Source organism: Ramlibacter sp. (assembly GCF_028291745.1).
Lineage (GTDB): Bacteria > Pseudomonadota > Gammaproteobacteria > Burkholderiales > Burkholderiaceae_C > Ramlibacter.
In genome coordinates, this window is the sequence record NZ_JAQGNQ010000131.1 from 1 (window position 1) to 25,032 (window position 25,032).

Here is a 25,032-nt window from a genome sequence, read left to right on the forward strand (position 1 = left end):
GCGCTGGAGGCCTGAAAGGCTTAAAACTGGCTTGAAAAACCTTTGCCATGACCGACGGTGCTGGCAAGGTTGATTCATCTTCTGCGCCCGCAAGCTCAGGTTCAGGCCTCGCGCCGCAGTGCCGGGAACAAGATCACATCGCGGATGCTGGGGCTGTCGGTCAGCAGCATCATCAGCCGGTCGATGCCGATGCCGCAGCCGCCGGTGGGCGGCATGCCGTATTCGAGCGCCCGGACGAAGTCGTGGTCGAAGAACATGGCCTCGTCGTCACCGGCGTCCTTGGCGCTCACCTGGGCCTGGAAGCGCGCGGCCTGTTCCTCGGCGTCGTTCAGTTCGGAGAAGCCGTTGGCCAGCTCGCGGCCGGTGACATAGAGCTCGAAGCGCTCCGTCACTTCCGGGCGTTCGTCGTTGGCGCGCGCCAGCGGCGAGATCTCGGTGGGGTGCTCCATGATGAAGGTGGGCTGCCACAGCTCCTGCTCCACCTTCTCCTCGAAGAACAGCACCTGCAGCGAGGCGAGCGAGCGGCCGGACAGGCGCTGCTTCTCCTCGGACATGCCCAGCTTCTTCAGTTGCGGGATCAACCAGTCGCGATTGCCTACGTTGTCGCCGGCATCCGTGTGGCGCACGATCGCTTCCGGAATGGTCAGGCGCTCGAAGGGCTGGGCCAGGTCGACGGCCTTGCCGGCATACGTGAGCTGCAGCGTGCCAATCGACTTCTGCGCCGCATCGCGCAGCAGCGCCTCGGTGAAGTCCATCAGGTCCTGGTAGTTCCAGTAGGCCGCATAGAACTCCATCATCGTGAACTCTGGGTTGTGGCGGACCGAGATCCCTTCGTTGCGGAAGTTGCGGTTGATCTCGAACACGCGCTCGAAGCCGCCCACCAGCAAGCGCTTGAGATACAGCTCCGGTGCGATCCGCAGGTACATCGCCTGGTCCAGCGCGTTGTGGTGCGTGACGAACGGCTTCGCATTGGCGCCGCCGGGGATCGGGTGGAGCATGGGCGTCTCCACTTCGAGGAAGCCGTGGCCCACCATGAAGTCGCGGATGCCCGAGAGCGCCTTGCTGCGGGCCACGAAGCGCCGCCGTGCGTCTTCGTCGGTCATCAGGTCGACGTAGCGCTGGCGGTACTTCACCTCCTGGTCGGCGACGCCATGGAACTTGTCCGGCATCGGCCGCAGGCTCTTGGTCAGCAGGCGGATCGAGGTGGCGTGCAGCGACAGTTCGCCGGTGCGCGTCTTGAACATGTGGCCCTCGGCGCCAATGATGTCGCCCAGGTCCCAGCGCTTGAATTCCGCATAGACCTCTTCGCCCACCGCATCGCGCGTCACGTAGATCTGGATGCGGCCGCTCTGGTCCTGCAGCGTCGCGAAGCTGGCCTTGCCCATCACGCGCTTGAGCATCATGCGGCCGGCCACGCTGGTCGTGGCGCCTTCGGCCTCCAGTTGCTCCGCCAGCTTGGCGCCGTGCGTGGCGTGCAGCTGCGAGGCGTGCTGTTGCGGCTTGAAGTCGTTGGGGAAGGCGGGACCCTTGCCGTTGCGATGGGCCTCGCGCAGGGCCTTGAGCTTTTCGCGGCGTTCGGCGATCAGCTGGTTCTCGTCGATGGGCTGGGTGGTTTGTTGGTCGGACATGGGCCGGGCGCGGGCGCGCTGCAGAAGGGCGAAACCCTCGATTGTAGGTTTGGCACGGCGCTCTTCCATGCGGCCCCGATAATGCCCGCCATGTTTCTTCGGGCCGGTGTCCTGTCTCTTGCTTTGCTCCTGGCCAGCCGCGTCGCCGGCCTCCTGCGCGAATCGGCCATGGCCGCGGCCTTCGGTGCCTCCGGGCGCGGCGATATCGCGATCCTCATGCTCACGCTGCCGGACTGGCTGGCCGGCGTGCTGGCCAGCGGTGCGCTGGCCTACGTGCTGCTGCCCGCCTGGGCACACGAGGACGCGGGCCGAGTTGCCGCGACGCAGCGTCGGGTGGGGCGCATGTTGCTGGGCCTCGGCCTGGCGCTGGCTGCGCTGCTCGCCTTGCTGCACGGGCCGGCCGTCGCGGTGCTGGCCGGCGGCCTGCCGCAAGCCTTGCATCCCGAAGCGGGACGTGCCTTGCTCTGGAGCGCCTTGGCGCTGCCGCTGGCGCTGCTCGCTTCCTTGGGCATGACGCGTCTGCAGCACGAACGCGACTTCGTCGGCATGTATGCGTCGAATCTGGTGGTCAACGGGGTGCTGATCGCGGCGCTGCTCGTGGCCGGATTCGCCGCGCCCGTGGCCACGCTGGTGGTCGGCATCGGTTTGTTGCTTGCCATGCTGGCGCGCCTGGCCTGGCAGTACCAGCGGCAGCGGCCGTTTCGCCGCGTACCGGGGCTGGCTGATTCGACAGCGCTGCCGGCCTTTCCGGTCTGGGGCTGGGCCGCGGCGGCTGCGGGCCTGCCGCTGGCATTGCCTTTCGTGGCGCGCTCGCTGGCCTCGCAGCAGGGAGCCGGGGCGCTGGCGACTTTCAATTACGCGTGGAAGCTGGTCGAACTGCCGCTGCTGCTGGCCGTGCAACTCGTGGGCACGCTGGCGCTGGGCCCGATCGTGCAGGCGCTGCGTTCCGCCGATGGCGAGCGCGCCGCCGCCCAGCCGCTGCGGCGCGGCTTCGCGCTGGCCTGGACGCTGGCCTGCGCCGCGGTCGCGGGCCTGGTGATGGCGGGGCCGGCGATCGCGCAGCTTCTGTTCGGCTGGGGGCGCATGGATGCGCGGGCGGTCGAGCACGTCGCGCAATGGGGCAGCCTCGGCAGCTGGAGCTTGTTGCCGCAGGCGCTGGTGACGATCGCGCTGGCCGTGTTGGCCGCGCACGAGCGCATGCGCGTTGCCGTGCTCGCCTATGCGGTCGCGCTGGTCGTCTTGCTGCTGGCCCATCCTGGCGACGGCGCTCACCTGATGCTGTGGCTGGACGGCTTGTGGGCGGCCATGGCGGTGGTCGTGCTCGCAGCCCTGGGCCCAGGCTGGCGCCAGTGGTTGCCCTGGCGCGCCCTGGTCAGTGCGGGAGGCATCTTGTCGTTGCTGCAAGCAGGGCTGCTGGTGGTCGGCCGGCCCGAGCGGCATGCGCTGCAATGGCTGGCTGCCGCCGCGGCGGCGGCACTGACCATAGCCATCACGTGGTGGGCCAGCGCGGATCTGCGGGGCGCGCTGCGCCGATAATGCGAGCAGGCATGCTCGAGCTGATCCAGATCACGGACGATCCGGCGTTTGCCCAGCGCTGCGAGGCCCTGGGCGGCTTTCGCCTGTTCGTCGACCTGGAGCGCATGGGCAAGCAGGAGCGCCAGGCGGGACTGAACACGTTCATCAGCTCCCACCAGCTGCGCGACGTCGGCCGAATCCGCGCCGTGCTGAAGCTCTCGCCTCTGATGGTCCGCGTGAATCCGCTGCACGAAGGCACCCGCGCCGAAGTGGACGCGGTGCTGGCCGAAGGTGCCGACAGCTTGATGCTGCCCATGTTCGCCACGCCGCAGGACCTGCTTGCCTTCACCGAGATCGTGGCCGGTCGCGCGCCCATCGTGCCGCTGCTGGAGACGGCCGCCGCGCTCGATTGCGTTCAGGCGTGGGCCGGCACGCCGGGCCTGCAGGAGATCTATGTCGGACTCAACGACCTGCATCTCTCGCTGGGACGGCGCTTCATGTTCGAGCCACTGGCCGACGGCAGCGTCGAGCGCGTGGCGCGGGTCGCGCACGCGCAGGGCCTGCGCTTCGGCTTCGGCGGCATTGCCCGCATCGACGAGGGCCTGCTGCCCGGACGCGACGTGCTGGCGGAGCACCTGCGACTCGGTTCGCGCGCCGTGATTCTTTCGCGCACCTTTCACCGCGAGGGGGGGATGCACTTCGAGGCCGAGGTCGCGGGCCTGCGTGCAGCAGAAAGCGAACTGGCAGCCCGCAGCCCGCAGCAGGTCGAAGCCGATGCGCAGCGGATTGCGACACGCATCCGGGAGATCGCCGCGGGACTGCCGGCCCGGCGATGAAGCGCGTGATGGACATCGTGCTCGCCGGCCTCGCGCTGCTGCTGCTCTCGCCGGTGTTGCTGGCGACCGCGGCGGCGATCGTCGTCGACAGTGGCCGACCGGTGTTCTTCCGGCAGGCGCGCATCGGCCGCGGCGGCCACGCCTTCGGCATGTTCAAGTTCCGCAGCATGGCGGTGAATGCGGCGGCGGTCGGCCCGTACTACACGACCCGCGACGACCCGCGCGTCACGCGCGTGGGCCGCTTCATCCGCCGCACCAGCCTGGACGAACTGCCGCAATTGCTGAACGTGCTGCGCGGCGACATGAGCCTGGTCGGCCCGCGTCCCGATGTGCCGGCCCAGCGCTCGCTCTATCGCGACGACGAGTGGGCCCTGCGCTGCAGCATCCGCCCGGGGATCACCGGTCTGGCGCAGGCGGTGTTGCGCTCCGAGGGCAGCGAGGACGAGCGGCGCGCGCTCGATTTGCGCTATGTGCGCGAGCACGGCGTGTGCCTGGACCTGAAGATCATGGCCTGGACCTTGCGCCGGCTCACGGGCAGCGGGAGCAACTAGATGTGCGGCATCTTCGGCTACTGGGACCGTGAGCGCCGCCCGCTGGCGAGCGACACGCTGGCGGCCATGGCGCGCAGCCTGGTGCATCGTGGCCCGGACGACGAGGGCGTTGCCCACAGTCCCGAGCGTGGCGTGGCGGTCGGCAACCGGCGCCTGTCCATCATCGACCTGGCGGGCGGCCACCAGCCCTTCGTTTCCGACGATGGCCGCATCGCCGTCGTGCAGAACGGCGAGATCTTCAACTACGTGGAGCTGCGGGAGGAACTGCGTGCGCAGGGCGTTCGCCTCGACACGCACTCGGACACCGAAGTCCTGCTGCGCCTCTACGAGCGCGAAGGGCTGGCCTTCGTGCATCGCCTGAACGGCATGTTCGCCATCGCCATCGACGACGCCCGCGAGGACGCGTTGCTGCTGGTGCGCGACCGCATCGGCGTGAAGCCGCTCTACGTGGCGCAGCAGGGTGCACGCACGCTGTTCGGCTCGGAGATCAAGGCGATCCTGCAGGCGCTGCCGGCACGCCCGACCCTGGACCTGGAAGCGGTCCATCACTACCTCAGCTTCAACTACATCCCCGCGCCCTGGGCCATCTGGCAAGGCATCCGCCACGTGATGCCGGGCTGCTGGATGAAGTTCACGCGCACGGGCGTGCAGCAAGGCCGCTGGTGGAACCTGGCCGCGCAGCAGGAGCGCGATCATTCTTTCGGGGAGTGGTCCGAGGAGTTCCTTGCCATCCTCGACGACGCGACGCGCATCCGCCTGCGGGCGGACGTGCCCTGGGGCGCCTTCCTGTCCGGCGGCGTCGACTCCAGCACGATCGTCGCCCTGATGGCGCGGCACGTGAAGGAGCCGGTGCGCACCTTCTGCATCGGCTTTGCCGATCCGCGCTTCGACGAATCGGCGTACGCCGCGCAGGCCGCGCAGCGTTTCGGCTGCGAGCACACCAGCGAGATCGCCGAATTGAACATGCTGGATCGCTGGCCGCAGGTGCTGTACCACCTGGACCAGCCGCACGGCGACGCCTCCTTCATGCCGACGCTGCGCGTGAGCGAACTGGCGGCCAGGCACGTGAAGGTGGTGCTGACCGGCGACGGCGGCGACGAGCTGTTTGCCGGCTACGAGAAGTACGCGGAGTTCTTCGCCCGGCCGCAGGCGCAGGCGCAGGACGCGCGCGCCTTCCAGCGCAATTACTTCGACGCGATCTCGCTGTTCACGCCCGTCGCCAAGCAGGCGCTCTACCGGCCCGCCATCGCCGCGCGCCTGCGCCAGATCGACAGCTTCGAGGCCGCGGCTGCGCCCTGGTTCGACGGGGCCGGGCACTTCGACCGCGTCAACCAGGCGCTTTATCTCGACATGCAATTGCTGCTCTCGGGCAACAACCTCGTCAAGCCCGACCGCATGGGCATGGCGGTGTCCATCGAGGCGCGCACGCCCTTCCTGGACTGGCGGATGATGGAATTCGCGTTCCGCTCGCGCGGCGCCACCAAGCTCTCGGCACAGGGCGACAAGAAGCATTGGTACAAACGTGCCGTCGCACCCTTGATCGGCGAAGACCTGGCGTATCGCAGGAAACAGATGTTCACGGTGCCGGTGGGCGAATGGTTCCGCAAGGAAAGCCACGGCTGGCTGGCGCAGTTGCTGGGCGGCAGCGGGGTGGTGCAGGAGCTGTTCGAGCCCGCCGAGATCGAGCGCATGCTCGCCGCCCACCGTGACGGCAGCGCCAATTACACGCGCGAGCTGCGGGCGCTGGCGGCGCTTGCGCTCTGGGCGGACCGGGAGCTCGCATGAAGCCGCGCGTTCTGTTCGTCGCTTATGGCGGTGGCCACGTCGCCATGCTGCTGCCGGTGATGCGGGCGCTGCGCGCGCAGTGGCCCGCCGTCGAATGTCGACTGCTGGCCCTGACCACCGGCTACAAGACAGCGATCGCCGCCGGTGAGCAGCCGCTGGGATACCAGGACTTCCTGCACCTCTTCGACCACGCTGCGGCCATCGCCTGGGGCGAGCGGCTGTTGGGCAACAACTCGAGTCCGGACGTGAGCCGCGAAGAGTCGCTGGCCTACCTCGGGCTCAACTACCTGGACCTGGTTGCGCAGTACGGCGAACAAGCGGCGGCGCAGCGCTTCGCCGCCGCCGGCCGGCATGGCTTCCATCCCTTGCACTTCATGCAGCGGGTGCTGGACGAACTGCAGCCTGCCATGGTGGTGGCCACCAACTCGCCCCGTTCCGAAGCGGCGGCGCTGCAAGCGGCGATCGAGCGCGGGCTGCCGAGCCTCGGCATGATCGACCTGTTCGGCCTCGAAGGCGACGGCTACCTGCACCGGCCGCAGCCGCAGTGGACCTGCGTGCTCGCGCCTGCCGTGCGCGAGCGGGTGATCGCGGCCGGCTTTCCGCCGGACAGCGTGGTCGTCACCGGCAATCCCGCGTTCGACGGCCTGCAGTCGCCGGCGAACCAGGCGCTGGCGCAGCGTTTTCTGGCCGAGCGCGGCTGGCAGGGCCTCTCGCCCATCCTGTGGGCCGGCCAGTTCGAACCGCCCAACTTCTCGGCCACCGACACGGACCGCTCCCGCTTTGCGCGCCAGGCGGAGGACACGCTGCGCGCTTTCGTCGCGGCCCGCCCGGACCTTGCCCTCATCGTGCGCTACCACCCCGGGGAGTGGCAGTTCTTCCCGCGCGGGGCCGACAGCGAGCGCATCCATTTCAGCGAACCGCTGGCCGAGCCCATCCACCCGCTCATCCTCGCGGCCCGCGCGGTGGTGGTGCAGAATTCGACCGTCGGCCTGGAGGCCGCCATTGCCGGCAAGCCGGTCGTCTCGCTGGAGGCCTCGGTCTCGGTGCGCCAGTCGTTCAGCCTCGCAGCGCTTGGCGTTTCGACCGGCTGCGACAGCTTCGCGCAACTGCCGCCCCTGCTGGATCGCCTGCTCGCAGCACCCGCCGGCACGCCCGGTGCCTATGCGAGCGACGGCCATGCGGCCGACCGCGTGGCCGCCGTGATTGGCGGGGCGCTGCATCTGCCCCCTCGTTGAACCCTTTTCCCGATTCCATGCTGCAAGACAAATCCATCCTCATCACCGGCGGCACCGGCTCGTTCGGCAAGGCCTTCGTGCGCCGCGTGCTGAGCGATCACCCGGGCATCCGCCGGCTGGTCGTGTACTCGCGCGACGAGCTGAAGCAGTACGAGATGGGCCTGGAGTTCCCCGAGCGGCGCTATCCCGGCCTGCGCTATTTCATCGGCGACATCCGCGACGAGAACCGGCTGCGCCGTGCCCTGGAAGGCATCGACGTCGTCGTGCATGCCGCGGCGCTCAAGCAGGTGCCCGCCGCGGAATACAACCCCTTCGAGTGCATCAAGACCAACGTGATCGGCGCGCAGAACCTGGTGGAGGCCTGCCTCGACCAGAAGGTGCAGCGCGTCGTCGCCCTCTCCACCGACAAGGCGGCCGCACCGATCAACCTGTATGGCGCCACCAAGCTGTGCTCGGACAAATTGTTCGTCGCGGCCAACAACATCCGTGGCGCCCGTGACCTGCGCTTTTCGGTCGTGCGCTATGGCAACGTGATGGGCAGCCGCGGCTCGGTGATTCCCTTCTTCCTGAAGAAGCGCGCCGAGGGCGTGCTGCCGATCACCGATCCGCGCATGACCCGCTTCAACATCTCGCTGCAGGAAGGCGTGGAGATGGTGCTGTGGGCGATCGAGCACGCCTGGGGCGGCGAGATCCTCGTGCCCAAGATCCCGTCGTACCGGATCGTCGACGTGGCCGAGGCCATCGCGCCCGGTTGCCGGCAGGAGATCGTGGGCATTCGTGCCGGCGAGAAGATCCACGAGGAGATGATCACCGCCAGCGACAGCTACAACACCGTGGACCTGGGCCGCTACTACGCGATCCTGCCGGTCAACGAGCAGTACGGGATCGACGAATACTGCCAGCGGCGCGGCGGCCACCGGGTGCAGCCGGGCTTCGCGTACAACAGCGGGGACAACCCGGAATTCCTCAGCGTCGATGATTTGCGGGCGCTGATCGCGAGGCACCTGCCGGAACTGGCGGAGAGCGCGTGAGCAGCGAGCGCCGCTTCATCCCGTACAGCCGGCAGGAGGTGTCGGCCGAGGACATCGCCGCCGTGACAGCGGTGCTGCAGTCGGACTTCCTCACGCAAGGCCCGGTCACGCCGCAGTTCGAGCACGCGTTCGCGCAGCGCCATGGAGCCGCCCATGCGCTTGCAGTGGCCAATGCGACGGCCGGCCTGCACATGGCCTGCCTGGCCTTTGGCGTAGGGCCTGGGTCGCTCGTGTGGACCTCCCCGAACAGCTTTCTGGCGTCGGCCAATTGCGCGCTTTATTGCGGCGCGGACATCGACTTCGTCGACATCGATCCGGCCACCCGCAACATGGGCCTCGCCGCGCTCGCTGCGAAGCTGGAGCAGGCGAAGCAGCGCGGACGGCTTCCCGATGTGGTGATCCCCGTCGACTTCGCCGGACTGCCTTGCGACCTGCGCGAGATGCGCGGGCTGGCCGACCGCTACGGCTTTCGCATCGTCGAGGACGCGTCGCATGCGACGGGTGCCGCTTATGAGGGGCAGCCGGTGGGCTCGCGCCATGCGGACATCACGGTGTTCAGCCTGCACGCGGTCAAGATCATCACGGCCGGCGAGGGCGGCATGCTGACGACGGCCGACGCCGAGATCGCGGAGCGCCTGCGCCTGCTGCGCTCGCACGGCATGGTGCGCGATGCCGGCCAGTTCACCGGAGCGCAGCAGGGCGGCTGGGTCTACGAGCAGCAACTGCTTGGCTTCAACTACCGGATGACGGAGATCCAGGCGGCCCTGGGCCTGTCGCAGCTGCAGCGGCTCGACGCGCTGCAGGCGCGCCGCCAGCAGATGGCCGACCGCTACGACCGACTGCTGGCCGACCTGCCGCTGATCCTGCCCGCGCGCGTGCCGCGGCGCACCTCGGCGTGGCACCTGTACGTCGTCGAGATCGACGGCTCCCGCACGCCTGTTGCCCGGGCAGAGGTCTTCGATCGCATGCGTGCCGCCGGCATCGGCGTGCACGTGCACTACATCCCCATCCACACGCAACCCTTCTACCGCGCGCGCGGTTTCTCCGCCGGCGATTTCCCGCTGGCCGAGCGCTATTACCAACGCGCGCTCACGTTGCCGCTGCATCCCGGCCTGACGCAAGACGACCAGCAGTACGTCGTCGACAGCTTGCGCAGCGCACTGGCCGGCTGAAGCCATGGAACTCGCGCTCGGCACCGTGCAATTCGGCATGGCCTACGGCATCGCCGGCAGCGGTGCGGCCGTGCCTGCAGGCGAGGCCGCGGCCATCCTCGCCTGCGCGTTCGAAGCGGGCGTGCGCTGGCTCGATACCGCCGCGGCCTACGGCGATGCCGAGGCGAGGCTGCGCTCGCTGATGGGACGGCACGCCTTCAAGATCGTCACCAAGCTGCGGCCGGCGCCCGCGGACCGCCACGGCGATGCGCTGGCGCAATGGGCGCAAGAGGAATTGCAACGCAGCCGCGAATGCCTCGGTGACGCGCTGCGCGTCCTGATGTTCCATCGTCCGGAGGACCTGCTCTCGCCGGATGGCCCTTTGCTGTGGGAGGCGGCCGCGCGCTTCGCCCGCGATGCGCACTGCGCACTGGGCGTCTCGTGCTACGAACCGGCGACGCTGGAGAAGCTGCGCCTGCACTACCCGATCGAACTCGCGCAGTTGCCCGGCAACGCACTCGACCAGCGGCTCGCACAGGCGCAGCCGCGCGTGGCGATTCATTTGCGCTCGGCCTTCCTGCAGGGCCTGTTGCTGATGCCGCTGGAGCAGGGCGCCAGGCGCCTGCCAGCCGCGGCGGCGGCGCTCGGGCGCTGGCATGGGTGGTGCCGCGAGCGTGGACTGGCACCGCTCGTGGCGGCGCTGGGCATCGCCAAGGGTTTGCCCGCTGTCACGCACTGCGTGGTCGGCGCCGAGACGCTGGCGCAGTTCGAGGCGATCGCCCGCGCCTGGCAGGATGCGCCCGTGCTGCATGCGCCGGAGCTGGCGGTCGACGACCTTGCGGTGATCGATCCCCGCCATTGGAAAGCGGTGAGCGCATGAGCCGTACCGTCGCCCTGATCCAGGCGCGCATGTCCAGCAGCCGCTTCCCCGGCAAGGTGTTGCAGCCGCTGGGAGGCATGCCCTCCATCCTGTACATGGTGGAGCGCGTGCGCCGCGCGCGCCTGCCGCACCTGGTGGCCGTGGTCACCAGCACGGAGGCGAGCGACGATCCTTTGGCCGCGAGCTTGCAAGAAGCCGGCGTGCCCGTGTGGCGCGGTGAGCTCGACGACGTGCTGGCCCGCTTCGCCGGCGCCGCGCAGAACTTCGAGGCCGACGAGATCGTGCGGCTCACCGGCGACTGCCCGCTGATCGACCCAGACGTGATCGATGCGGTGATCGCGCTGCGCCGCGAGCGCGGCGTCGACTACGCCGGCAACACCGATCCCGCGACCTTCCCCGATGGCCTCGACGTGGAGTGCTTCACGCGCGCCGCGCTGGACCGGGCGACCGCCAGCGCGCGACGCAGCCCGGAACGCGAGCACGTGACCTTGTGGCTGCGCGATCCGCTTTCCGGCTGCACGCGCGCCAACCTGCAGGCGATCGCCGACTTCTCGGCGCTGCGCCTCACCGTGGACTATCCCGACGACCTGCAGGTCGTGCGCGCCCTGCTGCCGCTGCTGCCGGTGGACGGCCGCTTCGACCTGTTCGACATCCTGCGCGCCCTCAGCGCGAACCCTGCGCTGGCGGATCCGCACCGCCACGCGCGCAACGAGGGCCTGGCGCTCAGCCTCGCCCGTGAGGAACAGCCATGAGGCATTTCGAAAAATCCGAGCAGTACCTGGAACGCGCCGAGCGCGTGATTCCCCTGGGCAGCCAGACCTTCAGCAAGAGCCGCACGCAATATCCGCATGGCGTCTCGCCGTACTTCATCGTGCGCGGCGAGGGCTCGCGCGTGTGGGACGTCGATGGCAACGAATACATCGACTTCGTCTCCAGCCTGTGCTCGATCACGCTCGGCTACAACCATGCCGCGGTGAACGCGGAGGTGACAAAGCAGCTCGCCTCCGGCGTGATCTTCTCGCTGCCGCACCCGATCGAAGCCGAAGTCGCGGAGATGATCTGCGACATGGTGCCTTGCGCCGAGTCCGTGCGCTTCGGCAAGAACGGCTCCGATGCAACGTCCGGCGCGATCCGCGTCGCCCGTGCCTTCACCGGCCGCGATCACGTCGCGGTCTGTGGCTACCATGGCTGGCAGGACTGGTACATCGGCGCGACAGCGCGCAACCTCGGCGTGCCGCAGGCGACGCGCGAGCTCACGCACACCTTCCCCTACAACGATCTTGCGGCGCTGGCCAAGCTGCTGGAATCGCAGCCGCGCGGCTTTGCCGCCGTGATCCTGGAGCCCATGAACGTGGCGCAGCCGGCGCCCGGCTACCTCGAAGGCGTGAAGGAACTGGCGCATCGACATGGCGCGCTGCTGGTGTTCGACGAGACCATCACGGGCTTTCGCTTCGCCAATGGTGGCGCGCAGCAGCTGTTCGGGGTGACGCCTGATCTCGCCACCTTCGGCAAGGGCCTGGCCAACGGCTTTCCGGTTTCGGCGGTGGCAGGTCGGCGCGACGTGATGAAGCTGATGGAAGAAGTGTTCTTCTCCTTCACCTTCGGCGGCGAGACGCTGTCGCTGGCGGCCGCCCGCGCCACTCTGCGCACGCTGCAAACCGAGCCCGTCGTGCAGACGCTGGCGGCGCGCGGCACGCAGTTGATGGAGGGGCTTTCGGCCATCGTGCGCGATGCCAGGTTGGACGACGTGTTTGCGGTCAGCGGCCATCCCGCCTGGAACTTCCTGAACATGAAGGACGCCCGCGGCGCGAGCGCCTTCGAGATCAAGACGCTGTGGATGCAGGAGATGCACCAGCGCGGCTTCCTCTCCGTCGGGACGCACAACATGAGCTACGCGCACAGCGAGCAGGACGTCGGCGCCTTGCTGGCGGCGTACCGTGAAGTGTTGCCCTTGATCGGCCACGCGCTGGATGCGGGCAAGCTGCGCGAGTCGCTGCGCTGCGAGCCGCTGGTGCCCCTGTTCAAGGTGCGCTGAGGCCGCCATGCCGATTCGGGTGGCGATCCGGGCCGATGCGGCCGCCGAGATCGGCACGGGGCACGTGCGCCGCTGCCTGGCGCTGGCACAGGGCCTGCGCGAGGCCGGCGCCGAGGTGTGGCTGGTGTGCCGGCCGCTCGATGCTGCGAGTCTCGCGGTGGTCCAGGGCAGCGATACGCCGGTGCTGTGGTTGCCGGCAGCGCCCGGGAGCGCGCCACTCGATGCGTCCGATTTACCACCGCACGCAGCCTGGGCCCGCATCGCGCAGGAGGAAGACGCCGCGCAGGTTGCGGCGCTGCTGCGTCCGCTCGGTGTGCAGTGGGTCTGCGTCGACCACTACGCGTTCGATGCGCGTTGGCATGCGGCGATGCGCGCGGCGCTCGGCTGCCGCATCGCCGTGATCGACGACCTGGCCGACCGCGCAATCGACGCCGAGGTGCTGCTGGATCAGAACTGGGCCGAGGACCACGCGCGCAAATACGCGGGCCGGCTCGTTCGGGGCACGGGCACGCGCATCCTCGCCGGACCGCGCCACGCACTGCTGGCGCCGGCGTATCGCACCGCGGCTTCCTATGTCTTCCATCCGCAGGTGCGCAGCATCGGCGTCTTCATGGGCGGCACGGATCCGGGCGGCGCGTCGGCACGCGTGCTTGCCGCCTGCGCCCAGGCCGGGTTCGATGGTGCTGTGGAAGTGGTCTCTACCTCGAGCAACCCGCATCTCGTCGCGCTGCGGCAGGCCTGCGCCCAGCGGCGGCGCACGACCCTGACGCTCGATGCCCCGGATCTCGCCGCCTTCCTGGTCCGCCATGACCTGCAGGTCGGCGGCGGCGGCGGCGCGACCTGGGAGCGCTGCTGCCTCGGCGCGCCCTCGATCGCCGTGATGCTCGCGGACAACCAGCGCTCCGTGGTGCCCGCACTGGAGCGCATGGGCGTGCTGGAACAGGCGCGCCTGGATGCGCCCACCAGCGATCCACAGTCGCTGCCGGCCGTGCTGCTCGCGTTATTGCACGATTCGCAGCGACGCAGGCAACTGGCCGAGGCAGGCCCCGCGCTGGTGGATGGCCGAGGCGCGCAGCGCGTGGCGGTGTGCCTGCTGGCGCAAAGCGCCAGCGTGCGGGGCGCCACGATGGACGATGCGCCGCTGCTGCACGCCTGGCGCAACCACCCGGACGTGCGCCGCGTTTCGCACGATCCTTCGCAGATCCCGCTGGCGGCGCACCTGCGCTGGATGGAATCGGTGCTGGCCGATCCCGCGCGGCTGCTGCTCGTGGCTCACATCGGTTCGCTACCGGTCGGCTGCGTGCGCTTCGACCAGCGCAACGATGTCATTGCGGGCTTGACCCGCAATCCACGCGGCGATGAAACAAATCACGAGGTCTCCATCTACCTCGATCCGGCGCTGCATCACCTGGGCCTCGGCCAACCCGTCTTGCGTGCGGCCGAACAGGCGCTCGCCGCCCGCCACGAGGGCCCACTGACCGTGCATGCCTCCGTCCTCCCCGACAACGCCGCCTCGCGCCGCCTCTTCGAAGGCGCCGGCTACGAAGGCGGGCCGCTCTCCTTCACCCGTCGCTTGCCGGCCCGCTCGCCCGGGCAGAATGGCGCTCCATGAAGATCCTCGATCGCACGATCGGTGCCGGCCAGCGCCCCTACCTGATCGCCGAGATGTCCGGCAACCACAACCAGTCGCTCGAACGCGCGCTGGCGATCGTGGATGCCGCCGCCGCGAGTGGCGCCGACGCGCTGAAGCTGCAGACCTACACCGCCGACACGATGACCCTGGACCTGGCCATGCCCGGCTTCGTGATCGACGACCCGAAGAGCCTGTGGGCGGGCCGGCGGCTGCACGACCTGTATCAGGAAGCGCACACGCCCTGGGACTGGCATCGGCCCATCGTCGAACGGGCGATGAGGCAAGGCATGCATTGCTTCAGCACGCCCTTCGATGCGACGGCGGTGGAGTTTCTCGAGAGCCTGGACACGCCCGCGTACAAGATCGCGTCCTTCGAGCTGGTGGACGTGAACCTGATCCGCACGGTGGCCAGCACGGGCAAGCCGATGATCATGTCCACCGGCATGGCCACCGCCGGCGAGATCGAGGAGGCGGTTGCCGCCGCGCGTGCCGGCGGCTGCCGCGAGCTGGTGCTGCTCAAGTGCACCAGCACCTATCCAGCCACGCCGCAGAACACCAACATCGCGACCATCCCGCACCTGCGCGCGCTGTTTGGCTGCGAGGTCGGATTGTCGGACCACACGCTGGGCACCGGCGTCGCGGTGGCGGCCACTGCGCTCGGGGCGACGGTCATCGAAAAGCACTTCACGCTGCGGCGCGCCGACGGTGGGGTCGACTCCGCCTTCTCCATGGAGCCGCAGGAATTTCGCGCCTTGCGCGAGGAGACGGAGCGCGCCGCGCTCGCCCTCGGCAGCGTGCAGTACGGTCCGACCGAGGCGGAGATCAAGTCGCTGGCCTTCCGCCGCTCGCTCTACATCGCCGCTGACCTGGAGGCCGGCGCCGTGCTCACGCGCGAAAACCTGCGCAGCGTGCGCCCCGGCTTCGGCCTGCCGCCGAAGTATCTGCAGACGCTGCTCGGAAAGCGGGTGGCGCGCGCCGTGCGCGCAGGCACGCCGATGTCGTGGGACCTGCTGGGATCGCCTTGATCAGCCGTCAGCGCCCGCACGTCCTGGTCGACGTCTGCCTGGTGTTCCTCGCCTGGTGGATCGCCTTCTGGCTGCGCTTCAACCTGGAGATTCCGTCGGAGTTCGTGGCGATCGCGCGGACGCACTGGGCCTGGTCCGTGGCCGCCTATGGGGTGGCGCTGGCCGGGGCCGGCGTGTACCGCCATGTCTGGAGCTACATCGGCCTGGCGGAACTGCGCGAGCTGGGCGTGGGCATCGCCTTCGGCGCGCTGTTCACCGCCGCCGCGGTGCTGATGCTGCGCGTGGAGTCCTTCCCGCGCTCGGTGCTGCTGCTGCAGCCCTTGCTGGTGCTGGTGTTCCTGGGCGTGGCGCGCGCCGGCTGGCGCAGCCTGATCGAGGGACGCACCGGCCACGGCGATGCCCGGCGCCTCGTGATCGTGGGATCGCTGCAGGATGCCGACAAGGCGCTGCGGGCCTTGCGCGGCTCGGCGCGCTGGCAGCCGGTCGGCATCGTGTCGCCGGATGCGAGCGAGGTCGGCCGCTCGCTGCACAACATCGCGGTGCTCGGGCACACGGCCGCGCTTGCGCAGGTGTGCGCGTCCGCCCAGGCGAACGCCGCGCTGGTGGCCAGCCCGGCCGGCTCGGCCGAACGACGGGAGGCGCTGCTGGGGGCCTCCACGGCCAAGCTCACGCTGCTGACGCTGCCCCGGCAGGACGAGTGGCTGCAATCCGAAAGCACCGGCCCGCGCAAGATCGAACTCGAAGACCTGCTTGGCCGCAACCCGGTGGCCCTCGATGTCAACGGCCTTTCCGGATTGTTCTCCGGGCAGGTGGTGGCCATCACCGGCGCCGGCGGCTCGATCGGCGCCGAGCTATGCCGCCAGATCGCGCGCTTCGGCGTCGGCCGGCTGGTGTGCATCGACAGCTCCGAGTACGGCATCTACCAGCTGGAACAGGAACTGCGCCAGTCGCATCCGCAGATGGAGGGCGTCTACTACACGGCCAACGTGCGCGAGTTCGAGCGGCTGCAGGCCGTGCTGTGCCAGCACCGGCCGGCGGTGGTGTTCCACGCGGCGGCGTACAAGCACGTGCCGCTGATGGAGCAGCACAACGAGGTGGAGGCGCTGCGCACCAACGTGCTGGGCACGCTGCATGCGGCCCGCGCCGCCTCGGCCTGCGGCGCGCGGCGCTTCGTGATGATCTCCACCGACAAGGCGGTCAATCCCACCAACGTGATGGGCGCCAGCAAGCGGCTCGCCGAGCTGGTGGTGCAGAGCGTGGCGGCGCAGGAGCCGGGCACGCAGTTCGTGTCGGTGCGCTTCGGCAACGTGCTGGGCTCGAGCGGTTCGGTGGTGCCGCTGTTCACGCGGCAGATCGAGCGCGGCGGCCCGGTGACGGTGACGCACCCGGACATCGTGCGCTACTTCATGACCATCCCCGAGGCCGCGCAGCTGGTGCTGCAGGCCGGGCTGATGGGGCGGTCCGGGCAGATCTTCGTGCTGGACATGGGCGAGCCGGTGAAGATCGTCGAACTGGCGCGCATGCTGATCCGGCTCTCGGGCAAGACCGAGGACGAGATCCCCATCACCTTCAGCGGCCTGCGACCCGGCGAGAAGCTGTACGAGGAATTGCTGGCCGACGACGAAACGACCGAGCCCACGCCGCACGGCAAGCTGCGCATCGCCAAGACGGCAGGACCGTTGCCCGACGTGGCAGCGGTGGTGCAGTGGATCGCGCAGGCGGGCCCGCACCCGGGGCCGGGCGAGCTGCGCCGGTGGTTGCGCGCGCAAGTACCGGAATATGCGCCGCGCGGTGGAGCTGCCGCGCTGTGGCAAGGGCCGGGCTCATAGGACATCTGGAGGGTCGGCGAGGCGGATTGCGCCGACACCGCAAAACGGCGGCGTCTCCGATAGTGGCAGCCTTCTCACTCTCGCCAGGAAATCGCCATGAAAAAGGTTTTACCCGCCCTGCTGCTCATCGCCTGCGGCGCTGCGATGGCCGCGGACCCCGGTTCGCTGGACAAGAAGGATCGTGCCTTCATGGAAAAGGCGGCCGCTGGCGGCATGCTGGAAGTGCAAGCCGGCAAGCTCGCCCAGGACAAGGGCCGGAATGCCGACGTCAAGTCATTCGGCAGCATGCTCACCACCGACCATGCCGCGGCCAACGAGGAGCTGAAGTCGCTAGCGCAGAAGAAGGGCGTGACCTTACCGTCGACCCTGCCGGGCAAGGAGCAGAAAAAGCTCGACCAGCTGGCCCGGGCGAAGGACTTCGACAAGAACTTCATGCACGAGCAGGGCCTCCAGGACCACCAGCAGGACATCAAGGACTTCCAGAAGGCCAGCAAGAACGCCAAGGATCCGGACGTGAAGGCGTTTGCCGAGAAGGAACTGCCCACGCTGCACAAGCACCTGCAGCGCGCCGAGGAGATCACCAAGGAGCTCAAGGGCAAGGCTTGATGCCCTGCGCCGTTGCTGAGGTTGCAAGGGACGCTGCGGCGTCCCTTGTCGATTCAGGTGGTGATGCCGGTGCGCGCCAGCACGTCGCTCACCAGCTCGAGCCGCACCAGCGGGTTGTCCAGTTCCATCAGCCGCTGCTTCAGCGCCACCGGCAGGGGCAGCAGCTCGCACCAGCGGTTGGCCACCCAGCCGCAGTCGTCGAGCCGCCAAGGCGGCAGCAGCGGCATCGGGCCCTGGTTCTCGGGCTTGAGCTGCAGCGACTGGATCAGGCGCTGCAAGGCCTCGGCGGTGCCGCGCAGGTCATCCGGAATGGCGACGGTCATGTCGGGCGGCAGGCGCTCGACGTCGGCGACCCACAGGCCGTGCTTGAGCTGGTCGCTGGCCGTGATGCGAAAGCGCTGCACCCCGCTGGCACGCACCAGCATCAGGCCGGGCTGCGGCGCCTCGAAGTCATGGATGGTCGCCAGCGTGCCGACCTGGGAGAACGCCTCCTGGCTGCCGGGTTGCCGCACCTCGCTGCCCTGCGTGAGCGAAACCACGCCGAAGGGGGCGCCGGCCTTGCGGCACTTGGAAATCATGTCGAGGTAGCGCACCTCGAAGATGCGCAACGAAAGCAAGCCGTCGGGAAACAGCACCGCGCTCAGCGGAAACAGCGGCAAGGATTGCAAGGTCAGGGTGGCGGGCACGGTGAGTCCAGTGGCTGCCGCTATCATCCCACGACTCCACCTGATCCATGTTCCTCCAGATCCTCTCCTTCCTGCTCGACGTCGCCGCGGGCCTGCTGGGCGGCGCATGCCTGTTGCGCCTGTACATGCAGCTGCAGCGCATCCCCTTCGGCAACCCGGTCGGCGCCTTCGTTTTCGCGCTGACGAACTGGATCGTGCTGCCGGTGCGCAAGCTGCTGCCCGGCTACCGCCGATGGGATTTCGCGAGCCTGATCGCGACCTTCCTGATTGAGCTGGCGCAGTTCGCGATCCTGGCGCTGATGATCGGGCGCGGCTGGGCGACGCTACCGGTGCTGGCGCTGTTCGGCGTGGTCCGCCTGCTGATCTCGGGCGCGATCGGCCTGGTGATCGTCTATGCGATCCTGTCGTGGGTGCAGGCGGATTCGCCATTGGGCGACGTGATCGACCGCCTGGCAGCCCCGCTGCTGCGGCCCTTCCGCCGGATCATCCCGCTGGTAGGCGGCTTCGACCTGTCCCCGCTGGCGCTGCTGGTGCTGCTGCAGGTGGCGGCGATCATCGTGGCGAATCTGCAGGATGCGTTGATCCGCTGAATTCCGAATTCAAACAACCAACGAGCCAACGACCAACAACCGGACGCAGAAGACGCAGAAGTTTCGCAGAAGGCGCAGAAGAATACCTTGAAGGTGTTCTCTCTCTTTCTGCGTCTTCTGCGTAACTTCCGCGCCTTCTGCGTCCGGATACTGGGTTTTTATTCCACCGCGTCCGCCGCCTGCCGCGTCAGCATCGCCAGCAGGCTCGCTACCCGTTTGCGCAGCTCGCGGCGGTCGCAGATGAAGTCGATGGCGCCTTTTTCCTGCAGGAACTCGGCGCGCTGGAAGCCCTCGGGCAGCTTCACGCGGACCGTCGACTCGATCACCCGCGGGCCGGCGAAGCCGATCAGCGCCTTGGGTTCGGCGATCACCACGTCGCCCACGAAGGCGAAGCCCGCGCTGACGCCGCCCATGGTCGGGTCGGTCAGCACGCTGATGTAGGGCAGGCCCTTCTTCGCCAGGCGCGTGAGCGCGGCGTTGGTCTTGGCCATCTGCATCAGCGACAGCAGGCCTTCCTGCATGCGCGCACCGCCCGTGGCGGTGAAGCACAGGAAGGGCACCTTCTGCTCGATCGCGGTCTGGACCCCGCGCACGAAACGCTCGCCGACCACGCTGCCCATCGAGCCGCCCATGAAATCGAACTCGAAGGCCGCGGCCACCAGGTTGATGCTGTGCACCGCGCCGCCGATGACGATCAGTGCATCGGTCTCGCCGGTGTTCTCCATCGCCTCCTTCAGGCGCTGCGGGTACTTGCGGCTGTCCTGGAATTTCAGCGGATCGACCGGCACGACTTCCTGGCCGATCTCGTAGCGGCCCTCGGCGTCGAGGAAGGCATTGAGCCGCGCTCGCGCGCCGATGCGATGGTGATGGCTGCAGGTCGGGCAGACGTTCTGGTTCTGCTCCAGGTCATTCTTGTACAGCACCGTCTCGCAGCTCGGGCACTTGATCCACAGGCCCTCGGGAACGCTGCGACGCTCGTTGGGATCCGTCGGCTGGATCTTCGGGGGCAGCAGTTTTTCCAACCAGCTCATTCGTTATTCCTCCAGAGGGTCTCAAGAGTCTAGCGCGGTCCGGATCTCGCGCAGGAAGGCGGAGAGCGCGCCCGCGACTTGTTCCCGCGGCTGGTCTTCGACGGTCTGGATGACCTTGGTGCCGATGACCACCGCATCGGCGACCCGGCCGATGGCCTTGGCCGTCACGGCATCGCGGATGCCGAAGCCCACCCCCACCGGGATCTTCACGTGCTTGCGGATGCGCGGCAGGGCTTCCTCGACGGCAGCCGTGTCCAGGTGACCGGCGCCGGTCACGCCCTTGAGCGAGACGTAGTAGACGTAGCCGCTCGCCACTCGCGCGACCTGCTGGATGCGCTGGTCCGTGCTGGTGGGGGCGAGCAGGAAGATCAGGTCGAGGCCGCTGGCCTTCAGTTCCCCGGCAAAGGCCTCGCACTCCTCCGGCGGATAGTCGACGATCAGCACGCCGTCCACACCCGCAGCCGCGGCGTCGCGCGCGAACGAAGCCTTGCCGTTGGTGAGCTCGTAGCGTTCCACCGGATTCGCATAGCCCATCAGCACGACCGGCGTGTTCGCATCCCGCTGGCGGAAGCTGTGCACCATCTGCAGCACGTGGGCCAGGCCGACGCCATGTGCCAGCGCTTTTTCGCCTGCCTTCTGGATCACCGGGCCGTCGGCCATGGGATCGGAGAAGGGCACGCCGAGCTCGATCACGTCGCTGCCCGCTGCGACCATGGCATGCATCAAATCGGGCGTGATGTCGGGGAAGGGGAAGCCGGCGGTGAGGTAGGGGATGAGGGCCTTGCGCTTTTGTTGCGCGAGGCGTTCAAAGGTGGGCTGGATGCGGCTCATTGCCGGGGCCCTCCCTTCAGAGTCAACCCGCGCATCGAGGGCCGATCGTAGAACTCGACGCCCGCCAGGTCGGCGACCGTGCCGATGTCCTTGTCGCCGCGCCCGGAGAGGTTGACCAGGATGCTCTGCTGCGGCTTCATCGTCCTGGCCAGCTTCATCGCGTACGCGATCGCATGGCTGGACTCCAGCGCCGGGATGATGCCCTCGGTGCGGCAGAGGTAGTGGAAGGCCTCCAGCGCTTCGGCATCGGTGATGCCCACGTACTCGGCGCGGCCGATGTCCTTGAGCCACGCGTGCTCGGGGCCCACGCCCGGGTAGTCGAGGCCGGCGCTGACGCTGTGCGTCTCGATGATCTGGCCGTTGGCATCCTGCAGGATGTACGTGCGGTTGCCGTGCAGCACGCCGGGCGAGCCGCGCTGCAGCGAAGCCGAGTGCTTGCCGCTGTCCAGCCCCTCGCCGGCCGCTTCGACGCCGATCAGGCGCGTGTTCTCGTAGCCGATGTAGGGGTGGAAGATGCCCATGGCATTGCTGCCGCCGCCGACGCATGCGACCACCACATCGGGCTGCCTGCCCGAGAGCGCCGGCATCTGCTCCAGGCACTCCTTGCCGATCACGCTCTGGAAGTCGCGCACCATCATCGGGTAAGGGTGCGGGCCCGCCACCGTGCCGATGATGTAGAAGGTGTTCTCGACGTTCGTCACCCAGTCGCGCATCGCCTCGTTCAGCGCGTCCTTCAGCGTCTTGCTGCCGGACTCCACCGGCACCACGCGAGCGCCCAGCAGGTTCATGCGATAGACGTTGGGGCTTTGCCGGGCGACGTCGTTGCTGCCCATGTAGACCACGCACTCCAGGCCGTAGCGCGCGCAGATGGTTGCGGTCGCAACGCCGTGCTGGCCGGCGCCGGTTTCCGCGATCACGCGCGGCTTGCCCATGCGGCGCGCCAGCATCGCCTGGCCGATCACGTTGTTGATCTTGTGGGCGCCGGTGTGGTTGAGGTCTTCGCGCTTGAGGTAGATCTGCGCGCCGCCCTGTTCGCGGCTCATGCGGTCGGCGTGGTAGATGGGCGAGGGCCGGCCGACGAAGTGCTTCAGCTCGTACTCGAATTCGCGCAGGAACTCGGGGTCGTTCTGGTAGCGGGCATAGGCCTCGCGCAGTTCGTCGATCGCGTGGGTCAGCGTCTCGCTGACGAAGCTGCCGCCATAGCGGCCGAAGTGGCCGGTGGCGTCAGGTTGCTGATAGGAGGGCATTCGGGGACCTTGCAAGAAGCACGTCGGCGGCCCGCACGGCCGCGACGAACTGATGGATCAATACGGCGTCCTTGATGCCCTTGGCGGACTCGACGCCGGAACTCACATCAACGGCCAGCGAACGGAATCGCGGCCGCACCTGCGCGATGCCGTCGCCCACGTTTGCAGGTGTGAGCCCACCAGACAAAACGGCGTGACAGCTGACGCTTGTTGGCAGGCGTGACCAAGGGAATGTCCGGCCGGCGCCGCCGTAGCCCTCGACGTGCGCGTCGAGCAGCAGGGCGTTCGCCTGGGAATAGTGTGCGGCAAATTCTAGCAAGTCGAAGCGGGTGGCCGCATCCGGCGGGATGCGGGCGGCGCGCATCCATGGGTGGCCGGCGGCGGCATCGCGGCATTGCTGCGGCGATTCGTCGCCGTGGAACTGCAGCATGGCGGCGGGCACCTGCTCGATCGCCGCCCGCACTTCATCGGCCGCTGCGTTGACGAACAGCAGCACCGGCGTCACGAAGGGCGGCAGCCGGCGCGCCAGTTCGCCGGCGCGCTGCGCGCTCACGTGGCGCGGGCTCTTCGCATAGAGCACCAGGCCGACGGCATCGGCACCGGCCTCCACCGCCGCATCGACGTCCTGCTCGCGCGTGAGCCCGCAGATCTTGACGCGGGTGCGGGGCTGCAAGAGAGGAATCATGAACAAGCTCCGTGCTTCGCACTACGGTTGGGAGCCCCTTCGGGCGGCCGGGCGGGGCTCGTCATGGCAACCAATCATACGCAGCGGCCTGGCTCGGCAAGCCCCAATGGTCTTCGTACACCGGGCCGAGGAAATACAGGCCAGCGGGCGAGAAGGTCGGGGCGGCGGCGTCGCGGCTCCTGGCCTGCAGCACCTCGCGCATCCAGTCCGGCCCATGCATGCCCTGGCCCACGTAGACCAGGCAACCCATGATGTTGCGGATCATGTGGTGCAGGAAGGCATTGCCTTCGAATTCGAAACGCCAGTAGGGGCCACGGCGCGAGATCGCGATGCGCGTGAGCGTCTTGACCGGCGTCGGCGACTGGCAGGACGAGGCCCGAAAGGACGTGAAGTCGTGCGTGCCGATCAGGTGGGCGGCGCCGGCGCGCAGCGCTTCGCCATCGAGCGGCCGGAACACCCAGCCGACCCGGCCTGCCTCCACGCTGGGGCGCACTGGCGACTCCAGCAGCACGTAGGCATAGCGGCGCGCCCTGGCGCTGTTGCGGGCATGGAAAGCGTCGGGCACGTGCTGCGCCCACTGCACCGCGATGTCGGGCGGCAGGAAGGTGTTGGTGCCGCGCACCCAGGAGAACTCCTCGCGACGTACCTCGGTGTCGCAGTGCACCACCTGCGCCAGGCCGTGGACGCCGGCATCGGTGCGGCCCGCGCACACCGTGGCGACGCGCACGGTGGCGAAGCGCTGCAGGGCCGCCTCGAGCTGGTCCTGCACGGTCCGCCCCGATAACTGGCTCTGCCAGCCGTCGTAGGCCTGGCCGTTGTAGCTGATGCCGAGGGCAAGCCGCACGGGTTGGATCCAAAGAGAAGGGGCCGCAGTGCGGCCCCGGGTGGTGGTGAGCGCGTGGCCCCGCTCAGCCGATTTCGGCCAACAGTCGCTGAGCCCGCGACTTGAGGTCACCCGACGCTTCGGCCACCACTTCCTCGGCCAGGCTGCGGGCGCCGTCGGCGTCGCCGATCGCATTGAATTCCTCGGCCAGCGCCAGCTTGGTTGCGAGCGGGTTGTCGCTGATGTCGTCACCGGCAGTGGCCAGCGGCGGCAGGTCGAGGTTCATGGCGGGCTCCGGCGGGATCACCGGCGCCTTGGGCGCGCTCGGCGCGGCCGCGGGCGCAGGGCTGCCCGGCAGGTCGAGCGAGAGCCCGCCCAGGTCGAACTCCAGCATGTCGCCCCGGGCAGCGGCCGGCGCCGGTGCCGGAGCGGCGGTCGGAGCCGGCGCGCGAGCCACCGGTTCGAAGTTCAGGCTGTTGTCGTGGGCTGGCAGCGAAGGCAGCTCCGCACGTGCGGCGGGCGCCGGTGCGACCGGCCTGCTGAAATCCATCTCCAGTGGCGGCGGCGCGGCGCGTGCCGGGGCGGCCGCGAGTGCTTCCGGCGACTGCACGGTCTCAGGCTCGTCGCCCAGCGAGAAGTCGAGGTCCAGGTCGAGGTCACCGGGAGGCGGCGCGGTCCGCGCAGGAGCCGCGACCGGAGCGGGCGCCGGCCTGCTGGCAGCGGCGATGGCGGCACTGGCGACGGCAGCCGTCGCGGCGGTCGCCGCGGCCGCTGCCACCGGATGGGCGCCGGGGCGGTACATCGGATTGGCGGCATCGAGCTCGCGGCCGAGGTCGCAGATGTGCTCCCACTCGGGGCCATTGCCCTGCGTCAGGTTGTAGGCCTCGGCGGCCACCACCTCGAAGGCCTTGGCATCGCGGCGCTTGGCGTAGATCTCCAGCAGCTTGGCGTGGATGGCCACGCGCTGCGGGTTGATGCGCAGGGCTTCCTTGAGGATTTCCTCGGCCTGCAGGTCGCGGCCGTACGCCAGGTACACGTCGGCTTCGGCCACCGGGTCGACGTCGCCGGCCGCATCGAGCTGGCTGGGCGAATAGACCATGGACGAACCGGTCGGGTTGTTCGACTCGGCGGTGTCGATCCGCTGGCCGCCGCTGGCGCCGAAGAAGGAGTCGGGCTGCAGCCGGCTTTCGAGGAAGGAGCTGTCGACCGCTGCAGTCTTGCGCTTCTGCCGCATCTTGTAGAAGCCGAAGCCCAGGAGCACGGCCAGCAGGCCCACGCCCAGCGCGGGGACCAGCGGGTTCTCGAGCAGGTCGTCGAGGAAGCTGGGCTCGGGCGGCGGCGGCGGCGGCGCCCGGCGCGGCAGGGGACGGGCTGCCGCCACTGCGGCGCCCACGCTGGC

The 25,032-nt window shown here is 68.9% G+C and carries 23 protein-coding genes; 15 read left to right on the top strand and 8 right to left on the bottom strand.

What is annotated here, in order from left to right:
* Positions 1–101 precede the first annotated feature (101 nt).
* Positions 102–1,628: a lysine--tRNA ligase gene (lysS, locus tag JWP60_RS24575; RefSeq protein ID WP_299797503.1), complete on the bottom strand. Its 1,527-nt coding sequence runs from the start codon at positions 1,626–1,628 to the stop codon at positions 102–104.
* Positions 1,629–1,718: 90 nt separating this feature from the next.
* Here lysS and JWP60_RS24580 point away from each other — a divergent pair, with 90 nt between their 5' ends.
* From JWP60_RS24580 to JWP60_RS24645, 14 genes are all read left to right on the top strand, one after another.
* Positions 1,719–3,164: a lipid II flippase MurJ gene (locus tag JWP60_RS24580; RefSeq protein WP_299797506.1), complete on the top strand. Its 1,446-nt coding sequence runs from the start codon at positions 1,719–1,721 to the stop codon at positions 3,162–3,164.
* A gap of 11 nt (positions 3,165–3,175) precedes the next feature.
* A complete protein-coding gene (locus JWP60_RS24585; protein WP_299797509.1) occupies positions 3,176–3,979 on the top strand; it encodes an aldolase/citrate lyase family protein in 804 nt (267 codons plus the stop codon).
* An 8-nt stretch (positions 3,980–3,987) separates the two neighbouring features.
* Complete coding sequence (locus tag JWP60_RS24590; protein ID WP_299797512.1) at positions 3,988–4,530, top strand: sugar transferase; 543 nt, start codon at positions 3,988–3,990, stop codon at positions 4,528–4,530.
* On the top strand, positions 4,531–6,315 hold the full coding sequence (gene asnB / locus JWP60_RS24595) for an asparagine synthase (glutamine-hydrolyzing) (protein ID WP_299797515.1): 1,785 nt from the start codon (positions 4,531–4,533) through the stop codon (positions 6,313–6,315). It abuts the gene before it with no gap.
* Positions 6,312–7,550, top strand: coding sequence for a UDP-N-acetylglucosamine 2-epimerase (locus JWP60_RS24600; protein ID WP_299797518.1), 1,239 nt, complete (start codon positions 6,312–6,314; stop codon positions 7,548–7,550). The genes asnB and JWP60_RS24600 overlap by 4 nt, the downstream gene beginning before the upstream one ends.
* A 17-nt stretch (positions 7,551–7,567) precedes the next feature.
* Positions 7,568–8,581 (top strand): UDP-N-acetylglucosamine 4,6-dehydratase (inverting), encoded by a 1,014-nt coding sequence (gene pseB / locus JWP60_RS24605; RefSeq protein ID WP_299797521.1) that lies wholly within the window; start codon positions 7,568–7,570, stop codon positions 8,579–8,581.
* Positions 8,578–9,753 (top strand): UDP-4-amino-4,6-dideoxy-N-acetyl-beta-L-altrosamine transaminase, encoded by a 1,176-nt coding sequence (gene pseC, locus JWP60_RS24610; protein ID WP_299797524.1) that lies wholly within the window; start codon positions 8,578–8,580, stop codon positions 9,751–9,753. Before pseB ends, pseC begins: the two co-directional genes overlap by 4 nt.
* A 4-nt stretch (positions 9,754–9,757) precedes the next feature.
* Positions 9,758–10,612 carry an aldo/keto reductase gene (locus tag JWP60_RS24615; RefSeq protein WP_299797527.1) on the top strand — a complete coding sequence of 285 codons (855 nt, stop codon included), beginning with the start codon at positions 9,758–9,760 and terminating at the stop codon, positions 10,610–10,612.
* Entirely contained in the window at positions 10,609–11,364 is a 756-nt protein-coding gene (locus JWP60_RS24620; RefSeq protein ID WP_299797530.1) for a glycosyltransferase family protein, read from the top strand. The genes JWP60_RS24615 and JWP60_RS24620 overlap by 4 nt, the downstream gene beginning before the upstream one ends.
* The gene (locus JWP60_RS24625; protein WP_299797533.1) at positions 11,361–12,647 is read left to right on the top strand and encodes an aminotransferase class III-fold pyridoxal phosphate-dependent enzyme; all 1,287 of its coding nucleotides are present in this window, start codon (positions 11,361–11,363) and stop codon (positions 12,645–12,647) included. The genes JWP60_RS24620 and JWP60_RS24625 overlap by 4 nt, the downstream gene beginning before the upstream one ends.
* 7 nt (positions 12,648–12,654) lie before the next feature.
* Positions 12,655–14,259, top strand: coding sequence for a UDP-2,4-diacetamido-2,4,6-trideoxy-beta-L-altropyranose hydrolase (gene pseG / locus JWP60_RS24630; RefSeq protein WP_299797536.1), 1,605 nt, complete (start codon positions 12,655–12,657; stop codon positions 14,257–14,259).
* Complete coding sequence (gene pseI, locus JWP60_RS24635; protein WP_299797538.1) at positions 14,256–15,305, top strand: pseudaminic acid synthase; 1,050 nt, start codon at positions 14,256–14,258, stop codon at positions 15,303–15,305. The genes pseG and pseI overlap by 4 nt, the downstream gene beginning before the upstream one ends.
* Positions 15,302–17,134: a nucleoside-diphosphate sugar epimerase/dehydratase gene (locus JWP60_RS24640; RefSeq protein ID WP_299797541.1), complete on the top strand. Its 1,833-nt coding sequence runs from the start codon at positions 15,302–15,304 to the stop codon at positions 17,132–17,134. Before pseI ends, JWP60_RS24640 begins: the two co-directional genes overlap by 4 nt.
* Positions 17,135–17,230: 96 nt before the next feature.
* Positions 17,231–17,740 carry a DUF4142 domain-containing protein gene (locus JWP60_RS24645; RefSeq protein ID WP_299797543.1) on the top strand — a complete coding sequence of 170 codons (510 nt, stop codon included), beginning with the start codon at positions 17,231–17,233 and terminating at the stop codon, positions 17,738–17,740.
* A 53-nt stretch (positions 17,741–17,793) separates the two neighbouring features.
* Here JWP60_RS24645 and JWP60_RS24650 read toward each other — a convergent pair whose 3' ends face one another.
* A complete protein-coding gene (locus JWP60_RS24650) occupies positions 17,794–18,453 on the bottom strand; it encodes an LON peptidase substrate-binding domain-containing protein (protein ID WP_299797546.1) in 660 nt (219 codons plus the stop codon).
* Positions 18,454–18,473: 20 nt separating this feature from the next.
* Here JWP60_RS24650 and JWP60_RS24655 point away from each other — a divergent pair, with 20 nt between their 5' ends.
* Positions 18,474–19,016 (top strand): YggT family protein, encoded by a 543-nt coding sequence (locus JWP60_RS24655; RefSeq protein WP_299797549.1) that lies wholly within the window; start codon positions 18,474–18,476, stop codon positions 19,014–19,016.
* 158 nt (positions 19,017–19,174) lie between these two features.
* Here JWP60_RS24655 and accD read toward each other — a convergent pair whose 3' ends face one another.
* The 6 genes from accD to JWP60_RS24685 all read right to left on the bottom strand — a co-directional run.
* A complete protein-coding gene (gene accD, locus JWP60_RS24660; RefSeq protein WP_299797552.1) occupies positions 19,175–20,047 on the bottom strand; it encodes an acetyl-CoA carboxylase, carboxyltransferase subunit beta in 873 nt (290 codons plus the stop codon).
* 21 nt (positions 20,048–20,068) lie between these two features.
* A complete protein-coding gene (gene trpA / locus JWP60_RS24665) occupies positions 20,069–20,878 on the bottom strand; it encodes a tryptophan synthase subunit alpha (RefSeq protein WP_299797554.1) in 810 nt (269 codons plus the stop codon).
* On the bottom strand, positions 20,875–22,125 hold the full coding sequence (gene trpB / locus JWP60_RS24670; RefSeq protein WP_299797557.1) for a tryptophan synthase subunit beta: 1,251 nt from the start codon (positions 22,123–22,125) through the stop codon (positions 20,875–20,877). Before trpB ends, trpA begins: the two co-directional genes overlap by 4 nt.
* Positions 22,103–22,810: a phosphoribosylanthranilate isomerase gene (locus tag JWP60_RS24675; RefSeq protein WP_299797560.1), complete on the bottom strand. Its 708-nt coding sequence runs from the start codon at positions 22,808–22,810 to the stop codon at positions 22,103–22,105. The genes trpB and JWP60_RS24675 overlap by 23 nt, the downstream gene beginning before the upstream one ends.
* A 61-nt stretch (positions 22,811–22,871) precedes the next feature.
* A complete protein-coding gene (gene truA, locus JWP60_RS24680) occupies positions 22,872–23,654 on the bottom strand; it encodes a tRNA pseudouridine(38-40) synthase TruA (protein WP_299797563.1) in 783 nt (260 codons plus the stop codon).
* A gap of 64 nt (positions 23,655–23,718) precedes the next feature.
* A partial coding sequence (locus JWP60_RS24685) for a FimV/HubP family polar landmark protein (RefSeq protein ID WP_299797566.1) occupies positions 23,719–25,032 on the bottom strand: 1,314 nt, incomplete at its 5' end.